The organism is Bradyrhizobium sp. HKCCYLRH2060 (assembly GCF_051168135.1).
Classification (GTDB): domain Bacteria; phylum Pseudomonadota; class Alphaproteobacteria; order Rhizobiales; family Xanthobacteraceae; genus Bradyrhizobium.
Map to the genome: position 1 here is coordinate 308,545 of NZ_JBNPUK010000004.1, position 16,121 is coordinate 324,665.

Consider the following 16,121-nt stretch of genomic DNA (forward strand, 5'->3'; position numbering starts at 1 on the left):
CTGCAGCGGCGTTCGGTATCGGTTCACACGATCAGCCGTCCCTGCCGCTCCGCAATCCCGATCACCGCTTCCGTTCCGGCATTGAAATCGAGATTGTCCGCCTCGATGCCGTCGGAGAAGATCACGCCGTTCTCGGGCATCAGCGAGCGCAGGCGCAAGGTTTCGGCGCCGTTCAGCCCGCCGCAGACCAGGGAGGTCTGCGACGTCCTGCTCGGAAACGGCTCGCGCACGGCGAAGCGCAAGCTCCGGGCGTCCCAGGGCAGGGCGGTGTAGTCGCCATCGCCGTGGCTGCCGTAACGGCCGGCTATGGCCAGCGCGCCGGTGACGATGCTCTTGAACCAGGCGGTCGAGCCGAGCCCGGTGGCGACGATCAGTCCGCTCGACGACTGCCGTTCCCGACCGTCGCGCGTTGCGATCTCATAGCGGGCGGAAACGTGGGTACGCGCGCCGATGAAGAGGTCGTTGACCGCATGGAGCACCTGGCCGTCGGCGAGACTCGCGCGCGCCATGGTCACGGCCTTGGCGGCGCGCTTGTCGGCGGCGACCTCGGGCAGCAGGCTCGCGAGATCGGTCGGCGCGAACGGCAGCAGCACGCCGTCATGGCGCTGAGCGTCGGGGTTCAGTCCGAGCAGCGGCTGGCCGTCGAGATATTTCATGGTGTTGGCGACGAGCCCGTCGGGGCCGAGCGCCGCGACGATGTCGGCGGGGCCGAAGATGAAGTTCGGCAGGAAGCCGCGGTCGACGATCTGGTAGCGGCCCCAGCGCTCCAGCGTCTGCGTCGCCGTGGCGCGCGCGGCCTGATAGGCCGCGTGCTCGCGCTCGTAGTCGGAGAAATCGGCGCCGAGATGCTCGACATAGAAGCGGGCCTGGTCCGCGGTGAGGAACCTTGCGATCAGCTCCTCGAGCCGCGTTCTCCTGACGACCAAGACCACCTTGCGGTCATTGCCGGACACGGGGCGCCTCCGCGGGCTTCTGCATCAGGCTGTTCAGCAGCTCCGGCGAGACGTTGAGCTGCCCGATCTTCTCGGCCTTTTCGGCGAGGCCCGAGAACGCCTGCGCGATCAACTGGCCCGGCTGCATGCCGGTCGCGGCCAGCGCCTGGATCACGCGGGTGTCGACGCCCTCGAAGATCTTCATCAGCGCGCCGACGCGATAGGCTTCGGCATCCGCCAAAGTGCGGGTGTTCGCCGCATTCAGCGACACAAAATCCTTGCGCTTGGCCTCGAGCCCGATATCGGCGACCATGCCGGCCTCGCGCAGCTCGTTCTTTTTTGCGGCGACGCTGGCCTCGGCATCCATCTGCGTCTCGCGGATCGAGCGCTTCTTCTGCTCGACCGCGATCTCCGTGTCGAGCTCGCTCTCGCGGATCGCCCGCTCGCGCTCGACGGCGAAATTGCGCCGCGCGAAGATGGCTTCGTCAGCGGTCTTCAGGATCGCCTCGCGCGCTTCGGCCTCCAGCGCCTTGGCGGTCTCCGGCGTCGGCTTCACCGCGCGCACGGCGACGCCGAGGATGTCCAGGCCCAGCGCATCGATGTCGGCGCGGCGCTTCAATCCGGCCGCGATCGCCTCGGCGATGCGGTCGGAGGCGCGCAGCGCTTCCTTCAGGGTCATGTCCTTGACCGCCTGCTGCGCCAGCACCTCGACCGCGCCGAGCACGCGCTGCGGCAGCTCCTCCGGGTCATCGGACTCGTAGGTCTTGCCGTCGCGCTTGAGCGTGAAGTTCAGCATCGCGGCCGCCTTCCTCGGCTCGCCGATGCGGTAGGTCACCTGGCCCTGGATCGTCAGCGTCTGAAAGTCGCGGGCGATCTGCTGGAAGATGAAGGCGGCATCGCGGCTGCCGATCGGGATCGCGACCAGCGAGGTCGCGGGCCCATAATAGAAGGTGGAGAGCCCGGCGCCTTCCTCGACCACGCTGCCGGCGCGGTACTTGAGGAGATAGGTGGTGGGTTGGGCCTTGATGAAGCGTAAGCCGAACATGGCGGCCTCCTGACGTTGACTGGCGTAAGTGTGTCACGCCAACTTAGTAAGTTGGACAGTACAACTAAGTATGCTAGTGTCAAGGGACGAATTCGGGGGCGGGCGGTATGGCAACACGGCAGGGGCAGGGCGGCGGAGCGGCCGCGAGAGCGGGCGGACTGGATTTTCCGCGGCCGCTGACCACGGTGGACATCGTCATCTTCACGATCCGGCTGGAGGCGCTGCACGTGCTGCTGGTGCGGCGCGGCCACGGCGAGGGGGAGCCGTTCCCGGACGCCTTTGCATTACCAGGCGGCTTCGTCGACGTGGCCAAGGACGATGATCTCGAAGCTTGCGCGGGGCGGAAGCTCGCCGAGAAGACCGGCGTCCTCAGTCCCTATCTGGAGCAGCTCGGCAGCTGGGGCAGCGCGCACCGTGACCCGCGCGGCTGGTCGGCGACGCACGCCTATTTCGCGCTGATCCCGGCGTCAGCAGCGGAGGCCGCGCTCGCGGCCGACGCGCAATGGTTTCCGCTCGCGGGCATGAGCGTGAAGCCGAAGCTCGCCTTCGATCATGCCGAGATCCTGCAGGCCGCCGTGCGGCGGCTGCGCAACAAGGTCGAGTACACCTCGCTGCCGGCCTATCTGATGCCGGAGGAGTTCACTCTGCCCGAGCTGCAGCGGACCTACGAGATCGTGCTCGATCGTCCGCTGGAGAAGAGCGCCTTCCGCACCCGCATGCTCTCGGCCGACCTGATCGAGCCGGTCGCCAAGATGCGCAAGGGACCGAACCGGCCGGCCCAGCTCTACCGCCTCAAGGCGGCGGCCGCGCCGGTGTATTTTGCGCGGACATTCAACGCGCCGGAGTGAAGCCCCGTAGCCCGCATGAGCGTAGCGACATGCGGGGCTCACGCGCTGGCTGGGAGAACCCGGCTGCCTCGCAATGACCAGGATGAGAAGACGGTGCGCCACGAGGCCGTGCGGACTACGCGGCGCGTCTTCGTTCGGTCACGCCGAGAAGTCCACCACCAGCGACTTGCTGGTCGAGCTCGACGAACTGGTGCCGCTGGCGCCGTAGGACGAGGTCGTGCTGCTGTTCGAGCTCTGCAGCGCCTCGAGCAGCTTCTTCAGGAGCTCCTCGACCTGGGACGAGGACGATGACGACGACGAGGACGAGGTGCTTGAGGTGGTGTCGCTGCTGCTGTCGTCGCTCGGCGGCGGACCGGGTGGCGGGCCACCGGCACCACCCGCGCCGCCCGGGCCGCCGGAGAAGGCGTTGGCGAACACGTTCTTCAGCTCGCTTGCCTGGTCCGACGTCAGCTTGCCGCTGTCGACCTCGCTCTGGATGAGATCGTCGATCTTCGACTGCATCTCCTTGGGCGAGGGCGGTGTGCTGGAGGTCGATGACGAGGACGAGCTGCTGCTGCCGCTCTTCAACGCGGAATCGATGTCGTCGAGCGCCGACGACAAGGCGGTCTGGTCGGTCGAGCTGACCTTGCCGGCCGAGACTTCCTTGGTGAGCTCCTGCTTGAGCAGGTCGAGCGGGGAAAAGCCGCTCATCGAGGAGGCAGAGATCGACGTCATGGCGTGCTCCAGAGGGTAAGACATCAAACCTGCCTCCAGCTGTGGCTGTAACGCTTAACGGCTCCTTGTTCCCTGTGTCCGGATGTGTCTGGACTCCGGTCGCACACAAAATGAAGCAAGAAAGTGGCCGGCCGTCGCGAATCCGGCAATGTCCGCGCCGGAGCGGCCGTCTTGGAGCGGCGACGAGTTTCCACCGCCCAGGATTTGGGTCGCCCGGGGCGCGGTGCTCGGGGTGACGTCCTGTGCCGGGCAAGGCGGCATGCCGCCAGCGCAGTGCTCCGAGTCGCGAAATGGTGTATCGGCGAGTGACGGGCGGGGCCCTCGCTAGGGCATGTCCGCGCCAAGGAATAAGAACTCCCGGAGGAACTCCATGTCGGCCCTGCCGCTTTCTGGCATCAAGATTCTCGATCTGACCCGCGTCCTGGCCGGACCGCTGTCGGCGCAGATGCTGGCCGATCTCGGCGCCGAGGTGATCAAGATCGAGCGGCCCGGCACCGGCGACGACGCGCGCGCGTTCGGTCCGCCCTACCTCAGGGACCCCGACGGCAAGGCCAACAACAACAATTCCTTCTACATCTGCGCCAACCGCAACAAGAAGTCCGTCACGGTCAACATCGCCTCGCCGGAGGGGCAGGAGATCATCCGCGCGCTCGCCAAGGACTGCGACGTGTTCATGGAGAACTACAAGGTCGGCGATCTCAAGCGCTACGGCCTCGACTACGAGGCCATCAAGGCGATCAATCCCGACGTGATCTACTGTTCGGTGACCGGCTTCGGCCAGACCGGGCCGTATTCACCGCGCGCCGGCTATGATGCGATCTTCCAGGCCATGGGCGGGCTGATGAGCGTGACCGGCCACATGGACGGCGAACCGGGGGCGGGGCCGATGAAGGTCGGTCCCTCGATCGTCGACTACATGACCGGCATGAACACCTCGATCGGCATCCTTTCGGCGCTGTATCACCGCGACGTCAATGACGGCGGCGGCCAGCACATCGACGTCTGCCTGTTCGATACCGTGATCGCGTCGCTGTCGCACTACGCCCAGATCTTCCTGGTCAACGGCAAGTCGCCGCCGCGCCGCGGCACCTGGGGCAATGGCGGCATGCCGGCCGGCGTGTTCCGCTGCACCGACGGCGAATTGATGCTGGTGGTCGGCAACGACGCGCAATTCGCGCGCACCTGCGCCGTGCTCGGCTCGCCCCAGCTCGCCACCGATCCGAAATTCGTCAGGAACAACGACCGCGTCGTCAACGGCAAGGAGATCATGGCGATCTTCGCCGGCCTGTTCCTGAAGAACTCGGTGGCGCATTGGCTGGAGGAGCTGGAGAAGGCCGGCGTGCCATGCGGGCCGGTCAACGATTTTGCGCACGTGTTCGCCGATCCGCATGTCCGCTCGCGCGGCATGGAGGTGAAGGTCGAGCACCCGTTCGAGCCGCAGCTGTCCCTGATCCGCAACGCGCTGACCTTCTCGGGCACCCCGATCACCGAATATCGCGCGCCGCCGCTGCTCGGCGAGCATACCCAGGACGTGCTGTCGGGGCTGGGCTATGACGAGGCGAAGATCGCGGCGCTGAAGCAGCAGGGCGTCGTGTAGGGCACCGCTAGTCGCGTCATTCTCCGGTGTCGTCCCGGCGAACGCCGGGACCCATAACCACCGGCTGGCGTGCTGACTCTCGATATCTCTCCGCGTGCCTCAAGACGGATCACGCGGTATGGGTCCCGGCGTTCGCCGGGACGACCCGCGGAGAGAGTTTGCTCCTAATTGTGGCTGTGATGACGGTGCCGCTTCGCCTTGTGCCGCGGCGCATGATAGCGCGGCTGTACAACGTACCGGGCGGGCGGTGGCGCGCCAAGCTGCTGCCGCGATTCCTGCAGACGGCGCTGATAGCCCGGCGAGTTCATGATGCTGGCGGCGGCGCCGCGGGCCAGCACCGGCTCGCTGGCGGTCACCATCACGAGCGTGGACGCGACGAAGGCGAGTAACAGGTGCGGTCGGTACGTCACGAGTGGACTCCATGGTGGATGGTGGGATCCCGGCTACGGGCTGCGCGCTGCAATCTTGACCTTCGACTTTGCCGCGCTCTCGCGCGTGGTCAAGCCGAGCACGGCGCCGCGCACCACCCGCGCGATCACATCCTCGACATCGTCGAGGTCGCATTGACCGTCGGAGAGCTTGGTGAGGCGCTCACTCTCGCGGATGGTGTGATGCGCCATGGCGAGCGCAAAATGCAGGCCCCAGAACAGATCGACCTCGGAGCTGTCGGGCAGGGCGCGCTGCATTGCGCCGGCGAACTTCCGCAGATGGTCGATTTCCTTGGTCTTGATGCGGCGAATTGGCGGCACCGATTCGATCGAGGCGCGGATCATGAACTGCGCCACCGCCGAGCGCTGGTTCTCAGGGCCAAGGCAGCCGCGCAGGATCGGGCCGACGAGGGCGCGCAGGATGTCGGAGATGTCGGCGCGGCCGCCGCCGGCATCCTCGGCTTCACGCAATTCGCGCAGGCGCTCGCGGTTGAGCGCGATCGAGCGCGTCACGAACAGTTCGGCGATCAGCTCGTCCTTGGAGCCGAAATGATAGTTCACCGCGGCGAGATTGACGTTCGCCTCCGCCACGATGTCGCGCAAGGTTACGTCGGAGAAGCCGCGTTCGGCATAGAGCCGCTCGGCGGCGATCAGGATCGCAGTCCGGGTCTGGTCGGTCGCCATGCTCGTCCTCCCGAACGATGAAGCGGGGAGTTGCGTTTCAAACAATTGTATGAAACTATTGTTTGAGACGGCCGCAATGTCAATCACGGTTCTTCCGTGGGGCGACATTTCGGCGCTGCAGCGACGGTTCGCGCGGTCGTGTTGCGCAAGATCACACTTGCACGGACGCCGTGGGCGGGCCGACACTGCGGCCAAAATTTCAGAGGAAACACCCAAGGAGAGTCCCATGGACTTCACGATGTCGGCGAAGCAGCAGGAATGGCTGGAGCGCGTGCGCAGCTTCATGACCAAGCATGTCCGCCCGGCGGTGCCGATCTACAAGCAGCAGGACGCCGAGGGCGATCGCTGGAAGGTGATCCCGATCCTGGAGGACCTCAAGGCCAAGGCGAAGGCCGAAGGGCTGTGGAACATGTTCATGCCGCCGTCGCCACATGAGGACGACGAGTTCCGCGGCGCCGGTCTGTCCAATCTCGAATATGCGCTGCTGTCCGAGGAGATGGGCCGCATTTCGTGGGCCTCCGAGGTGTTCAACTGCTCGGCGCCGGACACCGGCAACATGGAGGTGTTCATCCGCTACGGCACCAAGGAGCAGAAGCGCAAATGGCTGCGCCCGCTGATGGACGGCGAGATCCGCTCGGCCTTCCTGATGACCGAGCCGGCGGTCGCGTCGTCGGATGCCACCAACATCGAGACGCGGATCGTGCGTGACGGCGATCATTACGTCATCAACGGCCGCAAATGGTGGTCGTCGGGCGTCGGCGACCCCCGTTGCAAGATCGCGATCCTGATGGGCAAGACCGATCCGTCGGCCGCCAAGCATCAGCAGCAGTCGCAGATCCTGGTGCCGCTCGACACCCCCGGCATCAAGGTCGAGAAGATGCTGCCGGTGTTCGGCTTCGACGACGCGCCGCACGGCCACGCCCAGGTGCTGCTCGAGAACGTCCGCGTGCCCGCGGAGAACATCCTGCTCGGCGAGGGCCGCGGCTTCGAGATCGCGCAGGGCCGCCTCGGCCCCGGCCGCATCCATCACTGCATGCGCACCATCGGCAAGGCCGAGGAGTCGCTGGAGAAGATGGTGCGCCGGCTGATGACGCGCACCGCGTTCGGCAAGAAGATCATCGAGCATTCGGTGTGGGAGCAGCGCATCGGCGAGGCCCGGACCAATATCGAGATGTGCCGGCTGTTGTGCCTCAAGGCGGCCGACATGATGGACAAGGTCGGCAACAAGACCGCGCAGGGCGAGATCGCGATGATCAAGGTCGCCGCCCCCAACATGGCGCTGAAGATCATCGACGACGCCATCCAGGCGTTCGGCGGCGCCGGCGTGTCGGATGATGCGGGTCTTGCCAAGGACTACGCCAACATCCGCACGCTCCGTCTTGCCGACGGCCCCGACGAGGTGCACAACCGCGCCATCGCCCGGCTCGAAATGAAGAAATACGCCAACGAGCCGCGGCATTGAACTCGTAGGGTGGGCAAAGCCTCCGGCTGTGCGCAAAGCGCGCAGCCGGAGGCGTGCCCACCATTGTCGAGCGCGAAGCAAGATGGTGGGCACGCTTCGCTTTGCCCACCCTACGTAACTGAGCCCTCTCACGGGCATTGCAGGCGACGCCCGCAATCACGACCTCCGTCATTGCGAGCGTAGCGAAGCAATCCAGAGTCGTGAGCGGAACCCTGGATTGCTTCGCTGCGCTCGCAATGACGAAAAAAACGAGCGACGGCAATCGCCGCCGCTCGTAGGATGAGACGTAACACCAAGGGAGTTCGTCGTGGCCGACGGCGTCAAGAAGGACGAAGAATTCTCCGGCACCAAGCCGGTCGAGGAGCGGCATCGCTTCGACGAGGCCAAGCTCGCGGCCTGGATGGCCGAGCATGTCGAAGGCTATCAGGGCCCGCTGACCGTGCTCCAGTTCAAGGGCGGCCAGTCGAACCCGACCTATCGCCTGAACACGCCGGCGCGTTCCTACGTGCTCAGGCGAAAGCCGTTCGGCAAGCTGCTGCCGTCGGCGCATGCAGTCGATCGCGAATTCCGCGTCATCGCAGCACTCGGCAAGCAGGGCTTTCCGGTCGCCAAGGCCTATGCGCTGTGCAACGACGACAGCGTCATCGGCGCGGCCTTCTACATCATGTCGATGGAGGAGGGCCGGGTGTTCTGGGATCCGACCCTGCCGCATGTCGCAGCGCCCGAGCGGCGCGCGATCTTCACCAGCAAGATCGAGACCTTGGCGAAGCTGCACAGCTATGATCCGGCGGCGATCGGCCTCGCCGAGTTCGGCAAGCCGGGCAACTACTTCGCCCGCCAGGTCGATCGCTGGACCAAGCAATATCGCGCCTCCGAGACCGAGCACCTGCCGGAAATGGAGAAGCTGATCGAGTGGTTGCCGCGCACCTTGCCGGTGCAGCAGCGCGTCTCGATCGTGCATGGCGACTACCGGCTCGACAACATGATCTTCCACGCATCAGAGCCGCGCGTCATCGCGGTGCTCGACTGGGAACTGTCAACGCTCGGCGATCCCATGGCCGATTTCACCTATCTCTTGATGCAGTGGATCATGCCGGGCCTCGACGGGGTCGACCTGAAGGCGCTGAACATCCCGACCATGGAGGAGGCGGCCGCGATCTATTGCGGCGTCACCGGCACCGAGCTGCCGGACCTCAACTGGTACTTCGCCTACAATCTGTTCCGGCTCGCCGGCATTTTGCAGGGCATCATCGGCCGCATCCGCGACGGCACCGCCGCCAACGACAAGGCCATCGAGTCCGTCAAGCGCATGGTGCCGATGACCAAGCAGGCCTGGGCCTACGCGCAGAAGGCCGGAGCGGCGTAGCTTGGCAGTCCGGATGAGCGGAAGCGACATCCGGGTTCTTCACCGGCAGAAGTGCTGAACCCCGATGTCGCTTCGCTCATCCGGGCTCCTCATCAGGCCCGCGTTGGCGCGGGCTCAGCGCCCACCGCCGCCGCCACCACCACCTCCGCCGCCACCACCGGCCGCGGTCAGCGCGTTGCTGTAGCGCGGATCGGTCTGCTTCATGTAGATCGGCGAGGTATCGCGGCTCTGGCGGCGCTGCGATTGCTGCACCTGTGCATCGGTGCCGCAGGCCGTCCAGGAGACCAGCTCACAGCCCGGCCATTGGGTCTCGCGCGCGCTCGCGCCCGTCATGGCCGCGCCGGCCGCCAGGGCGCCCAAGGTGAGCAGGGCTAGTTTCGACAATCTCGACATCTGATCCATCCTTCGGTTTCGGCGAGGCCGGAATGGTCCGCTTGCGAAGTTCGACGGAGGCTCGAAGCAGGCGGTTCGAAGACGTGGGCTGAAAAAATCGCAGCGAGCGCCGATGCCTGCGCTTGAACCGGACCGCTGTCCGCTGCGACACGACGCGGTCGCGCCGGCAAAGAAAGTTTGCGAGCGTGATCAAGTCGATCGCCTCGTTCAGCCCCGGGCAGGCGAAAGATTTTACTTTCGCTTTTTCGGAATTTGTGATTTGATGGCCGCCATCCCGCCTCAACGAGAGGGGCGTTGCGCGCGATCGTCACGACACGCGAGGCGGGGAGGCGGTGGCCGCGGAGATGTCGCAGCGTAGCTTGCTACGCGGACGAACGGCAGTTCGCGGACGTGAAGTCGCAGGGTCCTGATACCCCGATGCTGGTATCAAGTCGCGTTGGCCTGAGCGCCGTGCGGCGATGGTGGCCAACAAGCCCGGCGCACCAGGGAGACTGCGTATAAGCGTTAAGACCATCGCGCAGGGAAGGCCGGGTGTTCTCGGCTGCACCTGTGGTACCTGCCGCCTGCATTTCTTTCGCAGGCGGGCCGCAGGCGTCAGCCGACGCCTGGCCTTCCCTGCGCCCTCTGTTTGAGGGCGGTGAATTTCGGGATCACTCGGGCGCGGATGCGTCGCGGGATCGCGCGGTCATGCCTCTCATCGCAACATCTAACTGGTCGCCAGGCGAAGTTCGTGGAACGCGATGGCTGTCGTCCCAAACTCCGTCATGCCCGGGCTTGTCCCGCCTGCGCGGCCGAAGCCGCTTCGGCGCGGCGAAGGCCCGGGCATCCACGTCGCTCCACGCATGCCGGTCGACGTGGATGGCCGGGACAAGCCCGGCCATGACGGATGAGAGAGGATGGGCAGTGCAGCAGGCGCGGGGCGCGGCAGCTCGCCTAGATCGGCTTGCCCGCATATGGCATCGACGCGGTCAGCCCACCGTCCACCGGAAAGGCCTGGCCGTTGACGTAGGAGGCCTCGTCGCTGGCGAGGAACAGGGCCATGGCGGCGATCTCATGCGGCTGGCCGGCGCGCTTCAACGGATTGAGCTGGCCGATCTTGCCTTCGGTGCCGCGCTCCTTGGCGCCGTCGAAGATCGGCTTGGTCATGCCGGTCTCGATCAGGCCGGGACAGACCGCATTGATCCGCACGCCGGTGCCGGACAGCGAGTAGGCCGTGGTCTGCACCAGGCTGATGACGCCCGCCTTGCTCGCCGCATAGGGATGGCCCGAGGCGCCGGACTTCAGGCCCGCAACGGAGGCCGTGCAGACGATGGCGCCGCGCTGCTGCCGCACCATGTGCGGCATCGCGTATTTCACCGCGAGGAACGGGCCGATCAGATTGATGCGCAGGATCTCCTGCCAGTGCTCGACGGTCTGTTCGGCAATCGGGATCAAGCCGCCGGAGATGCCGGCATTGGCCCAGATGACGTCGAGCTTGCCGTAGGTGGCAACGGCGCGATCGATGAAGCCGCTCACGTCGGCTTCCGAACCGGCGTCGGCCATCACGGCCTCCGCGATGCCGCCCTGCTGCTTGACGAGCTCGACCGTCTCCTTCACGCCTTCGCTGCGATCGACTGCGATCAGCCGCGCGCCTTCCCTGGTGAACATCAGCGATGCGGCGCGGCCGATGCCGCTGCCGGCGCCGGTGATGATGACGGATTTGCCTTCGAGGCGGCCCATGTTTCCTCCTGCTTCAATTGTGATCAGTTGCGTGCCGCGCAACGGAATTCAAACGCAGTTTCAAACGTGCTGAGATCGCCAAGCGGCTTGAGACGATCTGGGCCTTCACGTACAGCGAGAGACGAGCGGAGGGAAGGGTTGAGCGATGTCGGTTGATGCAACGAAACCTTCTGTCGTCACCACGCGCTGGTGGTGGGTGCGTCACGCGCCGGTGCGCAGCGACGGCGGCAATATCTACGGCCAGTCCGACATCGCCTGCGATACCTCCGATCGCGAGGTGTTCGAGGCGGTCGCAAAAATCCTGCCGCGCAGTGCGGCGTGGTATGCGAGCAATCTGATGCGCACGCATCAGACCGCCGAGGCGATCTGGGCCGCCGGCTTCCCGCGTCCCGCAGCGATGGTCAGGGAGGCCGCTTTTGCCGAGCAGCATCTCGGACAATGGCAGGGCATGAACCGCGCCGCGTTCCTGGCCAGCCGTCCCGCGGGCAGCCACTGGTTCGCCGCCATCGATGAGCCGGCGCCGGGCGGCGAGAGCTACATGGATCTGTACACCCGCGTCACCGCGGCGATTGCTCGTATCACCGTTTCGGAAGCCGGCCGCGACGTCATCGCCGTCGGCCATGGCGGCACCATCAAGGCTGCGGTGGGCCTCGCGCTCGGCGGCCTGGTCGAGAAGGGGCTGGCTTTCGACATCGACAACTGCTCGGTGACCCGGCTCGACCACATCGTGGCTGGCGACATCAGCACTTGGCGGTTGCCGATGGTCAACCAGCAGCCATGGATCGCCGATGCCGCGCACCGCGCGATGCACCAGCCGGCCGGGCCGGAGGTGACGACGAGCAAGCTGGCGTAGTGAACTTCGTAGCCCGGACGAGCGCAGCGACATCCGGGTTCACCGTTGCAGCGCGTGAGACCCCGGATGTCGCTGCGCTCATCCGGGCTACGCGACCGAGCTCGCGGCTGCCATTCCGCAACTCATAACAACTCAACCCAGGAGGACTCCCCATGACCCTGTTCGACATGACCGGCAAGGTCGCCGTCATCACCGGATCGACCCGCGGCATCGGGCTCGCCATTGCCGAGCGCATGGCCGAGCATGGCGCCAAGGTGGTGATCTCGTCGCGCAAGGCCGATGTCTGCGATGCCGTCGCCAAGGAGCTCAATGACCGCTTCGGTGCAGGCACGGCGGCGGCCGTCGCCGCCAATATCTCCAGCAAGGAGAACCTGCAGAACCTGGTCGACGAGGCCAACCGCATCTACGGCAAGATCGACGTGCTGGTCTGCAACGCCGCCTCCAATCCCTATTACGGGCCGCTCGCCGGCATCTCCGACGATCAGTTCCGGAAGATCCTCGACAACAACATCGTCGCCAACAACTGGCTGATCAGCATGGTCGTGCCGCAGATGATCGCGCGCAAGGACGGCTCGATCATCATCGTGTCGTCGATCGGCGGCCTGAAGGGCTCGACCATCCTCGGTGCCTACGCGATCTCCAAGGCTGCCGACATGCAGCTCGCGCGCAACCTCGCCTGCGAATACGGCCCGCACAATGTGCGCGTGAACTGCATCGCGCCCGGCCTGATCAAGACCGATTTTGCCAAAGCGCTGTGGGACAATCCGGACAACCTCAAGGCCTCCACCGCGCGCTCGCCGCTGCTGCGCATCGGCATCCCCGACGAGATCGCCGGCGCGGCGGTCTTTCTCGGGTCGGCCGCCGGCAACTTCATGACCGGCCAGACCATGGTGATCGACGGCGGCGCGACGATCAGTTGAGGGGAACTATTCGCGTGGCCGGCGGTGCGGCCTCACCTAACAGTGTCGTCCCGGCGAACGCCGGGACCCATAACCACCGGCCGTCATGAGGCAGGCAACTGGCAGTGACATCCCACGACAGATCACGCGGTATGGGTCCCGGCGTTCGCCGGGACGACAGTTGTGGTTGTCGCTGCATCCGGGCAAACGTGATATGCCCCGTAGCCCGCATGAGCGGAAGCGACATGCGGGTTCACACGAAGAGTACGCGAGATCCCGGATGTCGCTGCGCTCATCCGGGCTACAAGCGCCCCCTCACTCCACCGCGGCATACACCACGTCGCGCACCAGCGTGCGCAGGTAGTCGCGCTGTCCAGGAGCCTGGGCCATGAACACGCAGAACAGCTCCTCCTTCGGATCGATCCAGAAGAACGTGCCGGCGATGCCGCTCCAGAAGAAGGTGCCGGGCGAGCCGGGGAAGGGGGCGATGCCGGCCTCGCGGCGCACGGCGAAGCCGAGACCGAAACCGTGACCGGGCGACAGCAGGGTGCCCTGCGTCTTCACGTGGGGTCCGAGATGGTCCGAGGCCATCAGCTCGAGCGTCTTGCGGCCGACCAGCCTGGTGCCATCGAGGCTGCCGTGGTTGAGCAGCATGGCGCAGAAGCGGGCATAGTCCATCGTGGTCGCGACCAGCCCGCCGCCGCCGGATTCCATCAGCGGCTGCTCGGTCATCTTGAACAGGTTGACCGCCTCGCCGGTCCAAGGATCCTTGGCGAACGGCTCGGCCAGCCGGCCAGCATTGGTCTCGGCGGTGGAGAAGCCGGTCTCGTTCATGCCGAGCGGCTTGAGGATGCGCGCGGCGAGGAAGGCGCCGAGCGTCTGGCCGGAGACGACCTCGATGATGCGCCCGAGGATGTCGGTCGAGCGGCTGTAGTTGAACTCGGCGCCCGGCTGGCAGATCAGCGGCAGGCCGGCGACGATGGTCGCGTGCTCGGCATTGGTGATTTTGCGGCTGCGCACCCGCGACTGCTGGTAGAGCTGGTGCACCGGCCCGGTGCCGGTGTGCTCATACGCCAGGCCCGAGGTGTGGCGCAGCAGGTCCTGGACCGTCATCGGCTGGGCGACCGGCACCAGCTCCAGCTTGCCTCCGGTCTCGACGCCCACTTTCTGCTCGCCGAATTCGGGAATGAACTTGGCGACCGGATCGGACAGCAGCAGCTCGCCGTCCTCAACCAGCATCATGATCCCGAGCGAGACGATCGGCTTGGTCATCGAGAAGATGCGGAAGATCGAATCCGGCCGCATCGGCGTGTCGGCGTCGGGCGTTTGCCGGCCGATGGCGTCGAACCAGCCGATCCGGCCGCGGCGGCCGACCAGCAGGGTGGCGCCGGGGATGGTTCCCTTGTCGGCCTCGCGCTTGAATGCATCGGAGGCCCGCTGCAGCCGAGCCTGGGACAGGCCCAGCGCCTCGGGGCGGTCATCCGGCAGCGGCGGCGTCAGCGAGCGGAGCGCGGAAAGGGGCGCGCTGGATGCGGCAGTCGGCGGGGTCATGGGCTCTCCCTGAAGTCCTGTTGTCGGTTTGCATCAAGTCTGGCGCGGAAGTTGTGGTCTGACCAGTCGATTTGCCCCATTGCACCCTTGCATTCGGGGGGAGGTCTATGCTTCAAAGCGCGCGAACCGGCGACACTGTCCCGGCTCGCTAGGAGTGTAGCTCAATTGGTAGAGCACCGGTCTCCAAAACCGGGGGTTGGGAGTTCGAGCCTCTCCACTCCTGCCAGCGAGATCAAGCACTTAAGCCAAAAATCGACGAGACAGGTGAGGCCGGGGCCCGCGATGCGCGAGCCCCGAATGCGTTTCGGCGACCTCTTATTGCTTCACATAGGGACAGTTGCCGTCCTTCAGCGGCCGGAACACCTGGTCGCCGGGCACCTCCGCCAGCACCTTGTAATAGTCCCACGGGCCCTTCGATTCCTCCGGCTTCTTCACCTCGAACAGGAACATCGAGTGCACCATGCGGCCGTCCTCGCGCAGCACGCCGTTGTCGGTGAAGGCGTCGCGCACCGGAGTCTCGCGCATCTTCGCGAGCACCGGCCTGGTGTCGCGGGTGCCGGCGGCCTTCACGGCATTGAGATAGTGCAGGGTGGCGCTGTAGGTCGCGGCCTGGTTCATGGTCGGCATCCGCTTCATCCTGTCGAAGAACTTCTTGCCGAAGGCGCGGGTGCGGTCGTTGAGGTCCCAGTAATAGGCCTCCGTGATGATCAATCCCTGTGCGAGCTTCAGGCCGAGGCTGTGGATGTCGGAGATGAACATCACGATGCCGGCGAGGTTCTGGCCGCCAGCGACGATGCCGAACTCGGCGGCCTGCTTGATGGTGTTGATGGTGTCGCCACCGCCATTGGCCATGCCGATGATCTTGGCCTTGGAGGCCTGGGCCTGCAGCAGGAAGGACGAAAAGTCCTGGTTGTTGAGGGGATGGCGGGCGCTGCCGACCACCGTGCCGCCGGCGGCGCGCACGACGTCGCCGGTGTCGCGCTCGATCGAATGGCCGAACAGATAGTCGGCGGTGATGAAGAACCAGGTGTTGCCGCCGTTCTTGACGATGGCGCTGCCGACCGTGTGCGCATTGCCGTAGGTGTCGTAGGTCCAGTGCACGGTGTAGGGCGAGCAGGACTTGCCGGTGATGTCGGAGCTCGCGGCATCCGTCACGATCATCAGCTTCTCGAACTGCTTCGACATCTCCATGCCGGCGAGCGCGGTGGCCGAGGTCGGCATGTCGATGACCATGTCGACGGCCTCGTTCTCATACCATTTGCGCACGATCGCGGCGGCGATGTCGGCCTTGTTCTGCGGATCGGCGCTGATCACCTCGATCGGCTTGCCGAACATCGTGCCGCCGAATTCCTCGATGGCGAGCTTGGTCGCCTCGAGATTGCCCTGGCCGCCAATGTCCGAATAGACCGACGAGAAGTCGCTGAGCACGCCGATCTTGAGCGGCGCCTGGGCGCGGGCGGGGACGGCGGTGAGGACGAGAGTGGCAAGGCCGATGGCCGCAAGGCTCATCACGCCCTTCCGCGGGGCAGACATCATGGATTTCCTCCGGATCATTGTTCTTATGGGCTGCAGCATGCGGGCCCGAATCATCATGAGCAAGCGCGGGCTGCGCATGAACCACGGCATTTCG

At 65.8% G+C, this 16,121-nt stretch carries 15 protein-coding genes and 1 tRNA gene; 7 read left to right on the forward strand and 9 right to left on the reverse strand.

All coding sequences use genetic code 11. The features are described from left to right. Nucleotides 1–23: 23 nt before the first annotated feature. Together ACQR10_RS12195 and ACQR10_RS12200 are read right to left on the reverse strand one after the other, a co-directional pair. Nucleotides 24–953, reverse strand: a complete 930-nt coding sequence (locus tag ACQR10_RS12195) for a sugar kinase (RefSeq protein ID WP_316216027.1) — start codon at nucleotides 951–953, stop codon at nucleotides 24–26. Next, nucleotides 940–1,977: an SPFH domain-containing protein gene (locus ACQR10_RS12200; protein WP_315800996.1), complete on the reverse strand. Its 1,038-nt coding sequence runs from the start codon at nucleotides 1,975–1,977 to the stop codon at nucleotides 940–942. The genes ACQR10_RS12195 and ACQR10_RS12200 overlap by 14 nt, the downstream gene beginning before the upstream one ends. Nucleotides 1,978–2,084: 107 nt before the next feature. Here ACQR10_RS12200 and ACQR10_RS12205 point away from each other — a divergent pair, with 107 nt between their 5' ends. Beyond that, entirely contained in the window at nucleotides 2,085–2,825 is a 741-nt protein-coding gene (locus ACQR10_RS12205) for an NUDIX hydrolase (RefSeq protein WP_316216028.1), read from the forward strand. Between the two features lie 138 nt (nucleotides 2,826–2,963). Here the strand turns inward: ACQR10_RS12205 and ACQR10_RS12210 are convergent, their stop codons facing one another. Continuing rightward, nucleotides 2,964–3,539, reverse strand: a complete 576-nt coding sequence (locus ACQR10_RS12210; protein ID WP_316216029.1) for a hypothetical protein — start codon at nucleotides 3,537–3,539, stop codon at nucleotides 2,964–2,966. A gap of 370 nt (nucleotides 3,540–3,909) precedes the next feature. Between ACQR10_RS12210 and ACQR10_RS12215 the strand changes: the two genes are divergently transcribed. After that, the gene (locus ACQR10_RS12215) at nucleotides 3,910–5,136 is read left to right on the forward strand and encodes a CaiB/BaiF CoA transferase family protein (RefSeq protein WP_316216030.1); all 1,227 of its coding nucleotides are present in this window, start codon (nucleotides 3,910–3,912) and stop codon (nucleotides 5,134–5,136) included. 164 nt (nucleotides 5,137–5,300) lie between these two features. On the opposite strand, the gene ACQR10_RS12220 is transcribed toward ACQR10_RS12215, so the two are convergent. Both ACQR10_RS12220 and ACQR10_RS12225 read right to left on the reverse strand, forming a co-directional pair. After that, a complete protein-coding gene (locus ACQR10_RS12220; RefSeq protein ID WP_434911966.1) occupies nucleotides 5,301–5,546 on the reverse strand; it encodes a hypothetical protein in 246 nt (81 codons plus the stop codon). A 33-nt stretch (nucleotides 5,547–5,579) separates the two neighbouring features. Continuing rightward, on the reverse strand, nucleotides 5,580–6,248 hold the full coding sequence (locus ACQR10_RS12225; RefSeq protein ID WP_316216031.1) for a TetR/AcrR family transcriptional regulator: 669 nt from the start codon (nucleotides 6,246–6,248) through the stop codon (nucleotides 5,580–5,582). Between the two features lie 226 nt (nucleotides 6,249–6,474). Between ACQR10_RS12225 and ACQR10_RS12230 the strand changes: the two genes are divergently transcribed. Both ACQR10_RS12230 and ACQR10_RS12235 read left to right on the forward strand, forming a co-directional pair. Further along, nucleotides 6,475–7,710: an acyl-CoA dehydrogenase family protein gene (locus ACQR10_RS12230; RefSeq protein WP_316177088.1), complete on the forward strand. Its 1,236-nt coding sequence runs from the start codon at nucleotides 6,475–6,477 to the stop codon at nucleotides 7,708–7,710. A gap of 307 nt (nucleotides 7,711–8,017) precedes the next feature. Then, on the forward strand, nucleotides 8,018–9,076 hold the full coding sequence (locus tag ACQR10_RS12235; protein WP_316177090.1) for a phosphotransferase family protein: 1,059 nt from the start codon (nucleotides 8,018–8,020) through the stop codon (nucleotides 9,074–9,076). A 114-nt stretch (nucleotides 9,077–9,190) separates the two neighbouring features. On the opposite strand, the gene ACQR10_RS12240 is transcribed toward ACQR10_RS12235, so the two are convergent. Together ACQR10_RS12240 and ACQR10_RS12245 are read right to left on the reverse strand one after the other, a co-directional pair. Next, entirely contained in the window at nucleotides 9,191–9,469 is a 279-nt protein-coding gene (locus ACQR10_RS12240; protein ID WP_316216032.1) for a hypothetical protein, read from the reverse strand. 933 nt (nucleotides 9,470–10,402) lie between these two features. After that, a complete protein-coding gene (locus ACQR10_RS12245; RefSeq protein WP_315800987.1) occupies nucleotides 10,403–11,188 on the reverse strand; it encodes an SDR family NAD(P)-dependent oxidoreductase in 786 nt (261 codons plus the stop codon). A 145-nt stretch (nucleotides 11,189–11,333) separates the two neighbouring features. On the opposite strand from ACQR10_RS12245, the gene ACQR10_RS12250 reads away from it, so the two are divergent. Both ACQR10_RS12250 and ACQR10_RS12255 read left to right on the forward strand, forming a co-directional pair. Then, the gene (locus ACQR10_RS12250) at nucleotides 11,334–12,041 is read left to right on the forward strand and encodes a histidine phosphatase family protein (RefSeq protein WP_316177093.1); all 708 of its coding nucleotides are present in this window, start codon (nucleotides 11,334–11,336) and stop codon (nucleotides 12,039–12,041) included. 152 nt (nucleotides 12,042–12,193) lie between these two features. Further along, entirely contained in the window at nucleotides 12,194–12,961 is a 768-nt protein-coding gene (locus ACQR10_RS12255; protein ID WP_315800985.1) for an SDR family NAD(P)-dependent oxidoreductase, read from the forward strand. 294 nt (nucleotides 12,962–13,255) lie between these two features. On the opposite strand, the gene ACQR10_RS12260 is transcribed toward ACQR10_RS12255, so the two are convergent. After that, nucleotides 13,256–14,491: a serine hydrolase domain-containing protein gene (locus ACQR10_RS12260; protein WP_316216033.1), complete on the reverse strand. Its 1,236-nt coding sequence runs from the start codon at nucleotides 14,489–14,491 to the stop codon at nucleotides 13,256–13,258. Nucleotides 14,492–14,641: 150 nt separating this feature from the next. On the opposite strand from ACQR10_RS12260, the gene ACQR10_RS12265 reads away from it, so the two are divergent. Further along, a tRNA-Trp gene (locus ACQR10_RS12265) sits at nucleotides 14,642–14,717 on the forward strand. Between the two features lie 89 nt (nucleotides 14,718–14,806). Here ACQR10_RS12265 and ACQR10_RS12270 read toward each other — a convergent pair. Then, on the reverse strand, nucleotides 14,807–16,027 hold the full coding sequence (locus tag ACQR10_RS12270; RefSeq protein ID WP_316216034.1) for an ABC transporter substrate-binding protein: 1,221 nt from the start codon (nucleotides 16,025–16,027) through the stop codon (nucleotides 14,807–14,809). Nucleotides 16,028–16,121: the final 94 nt, after the last annotated feature.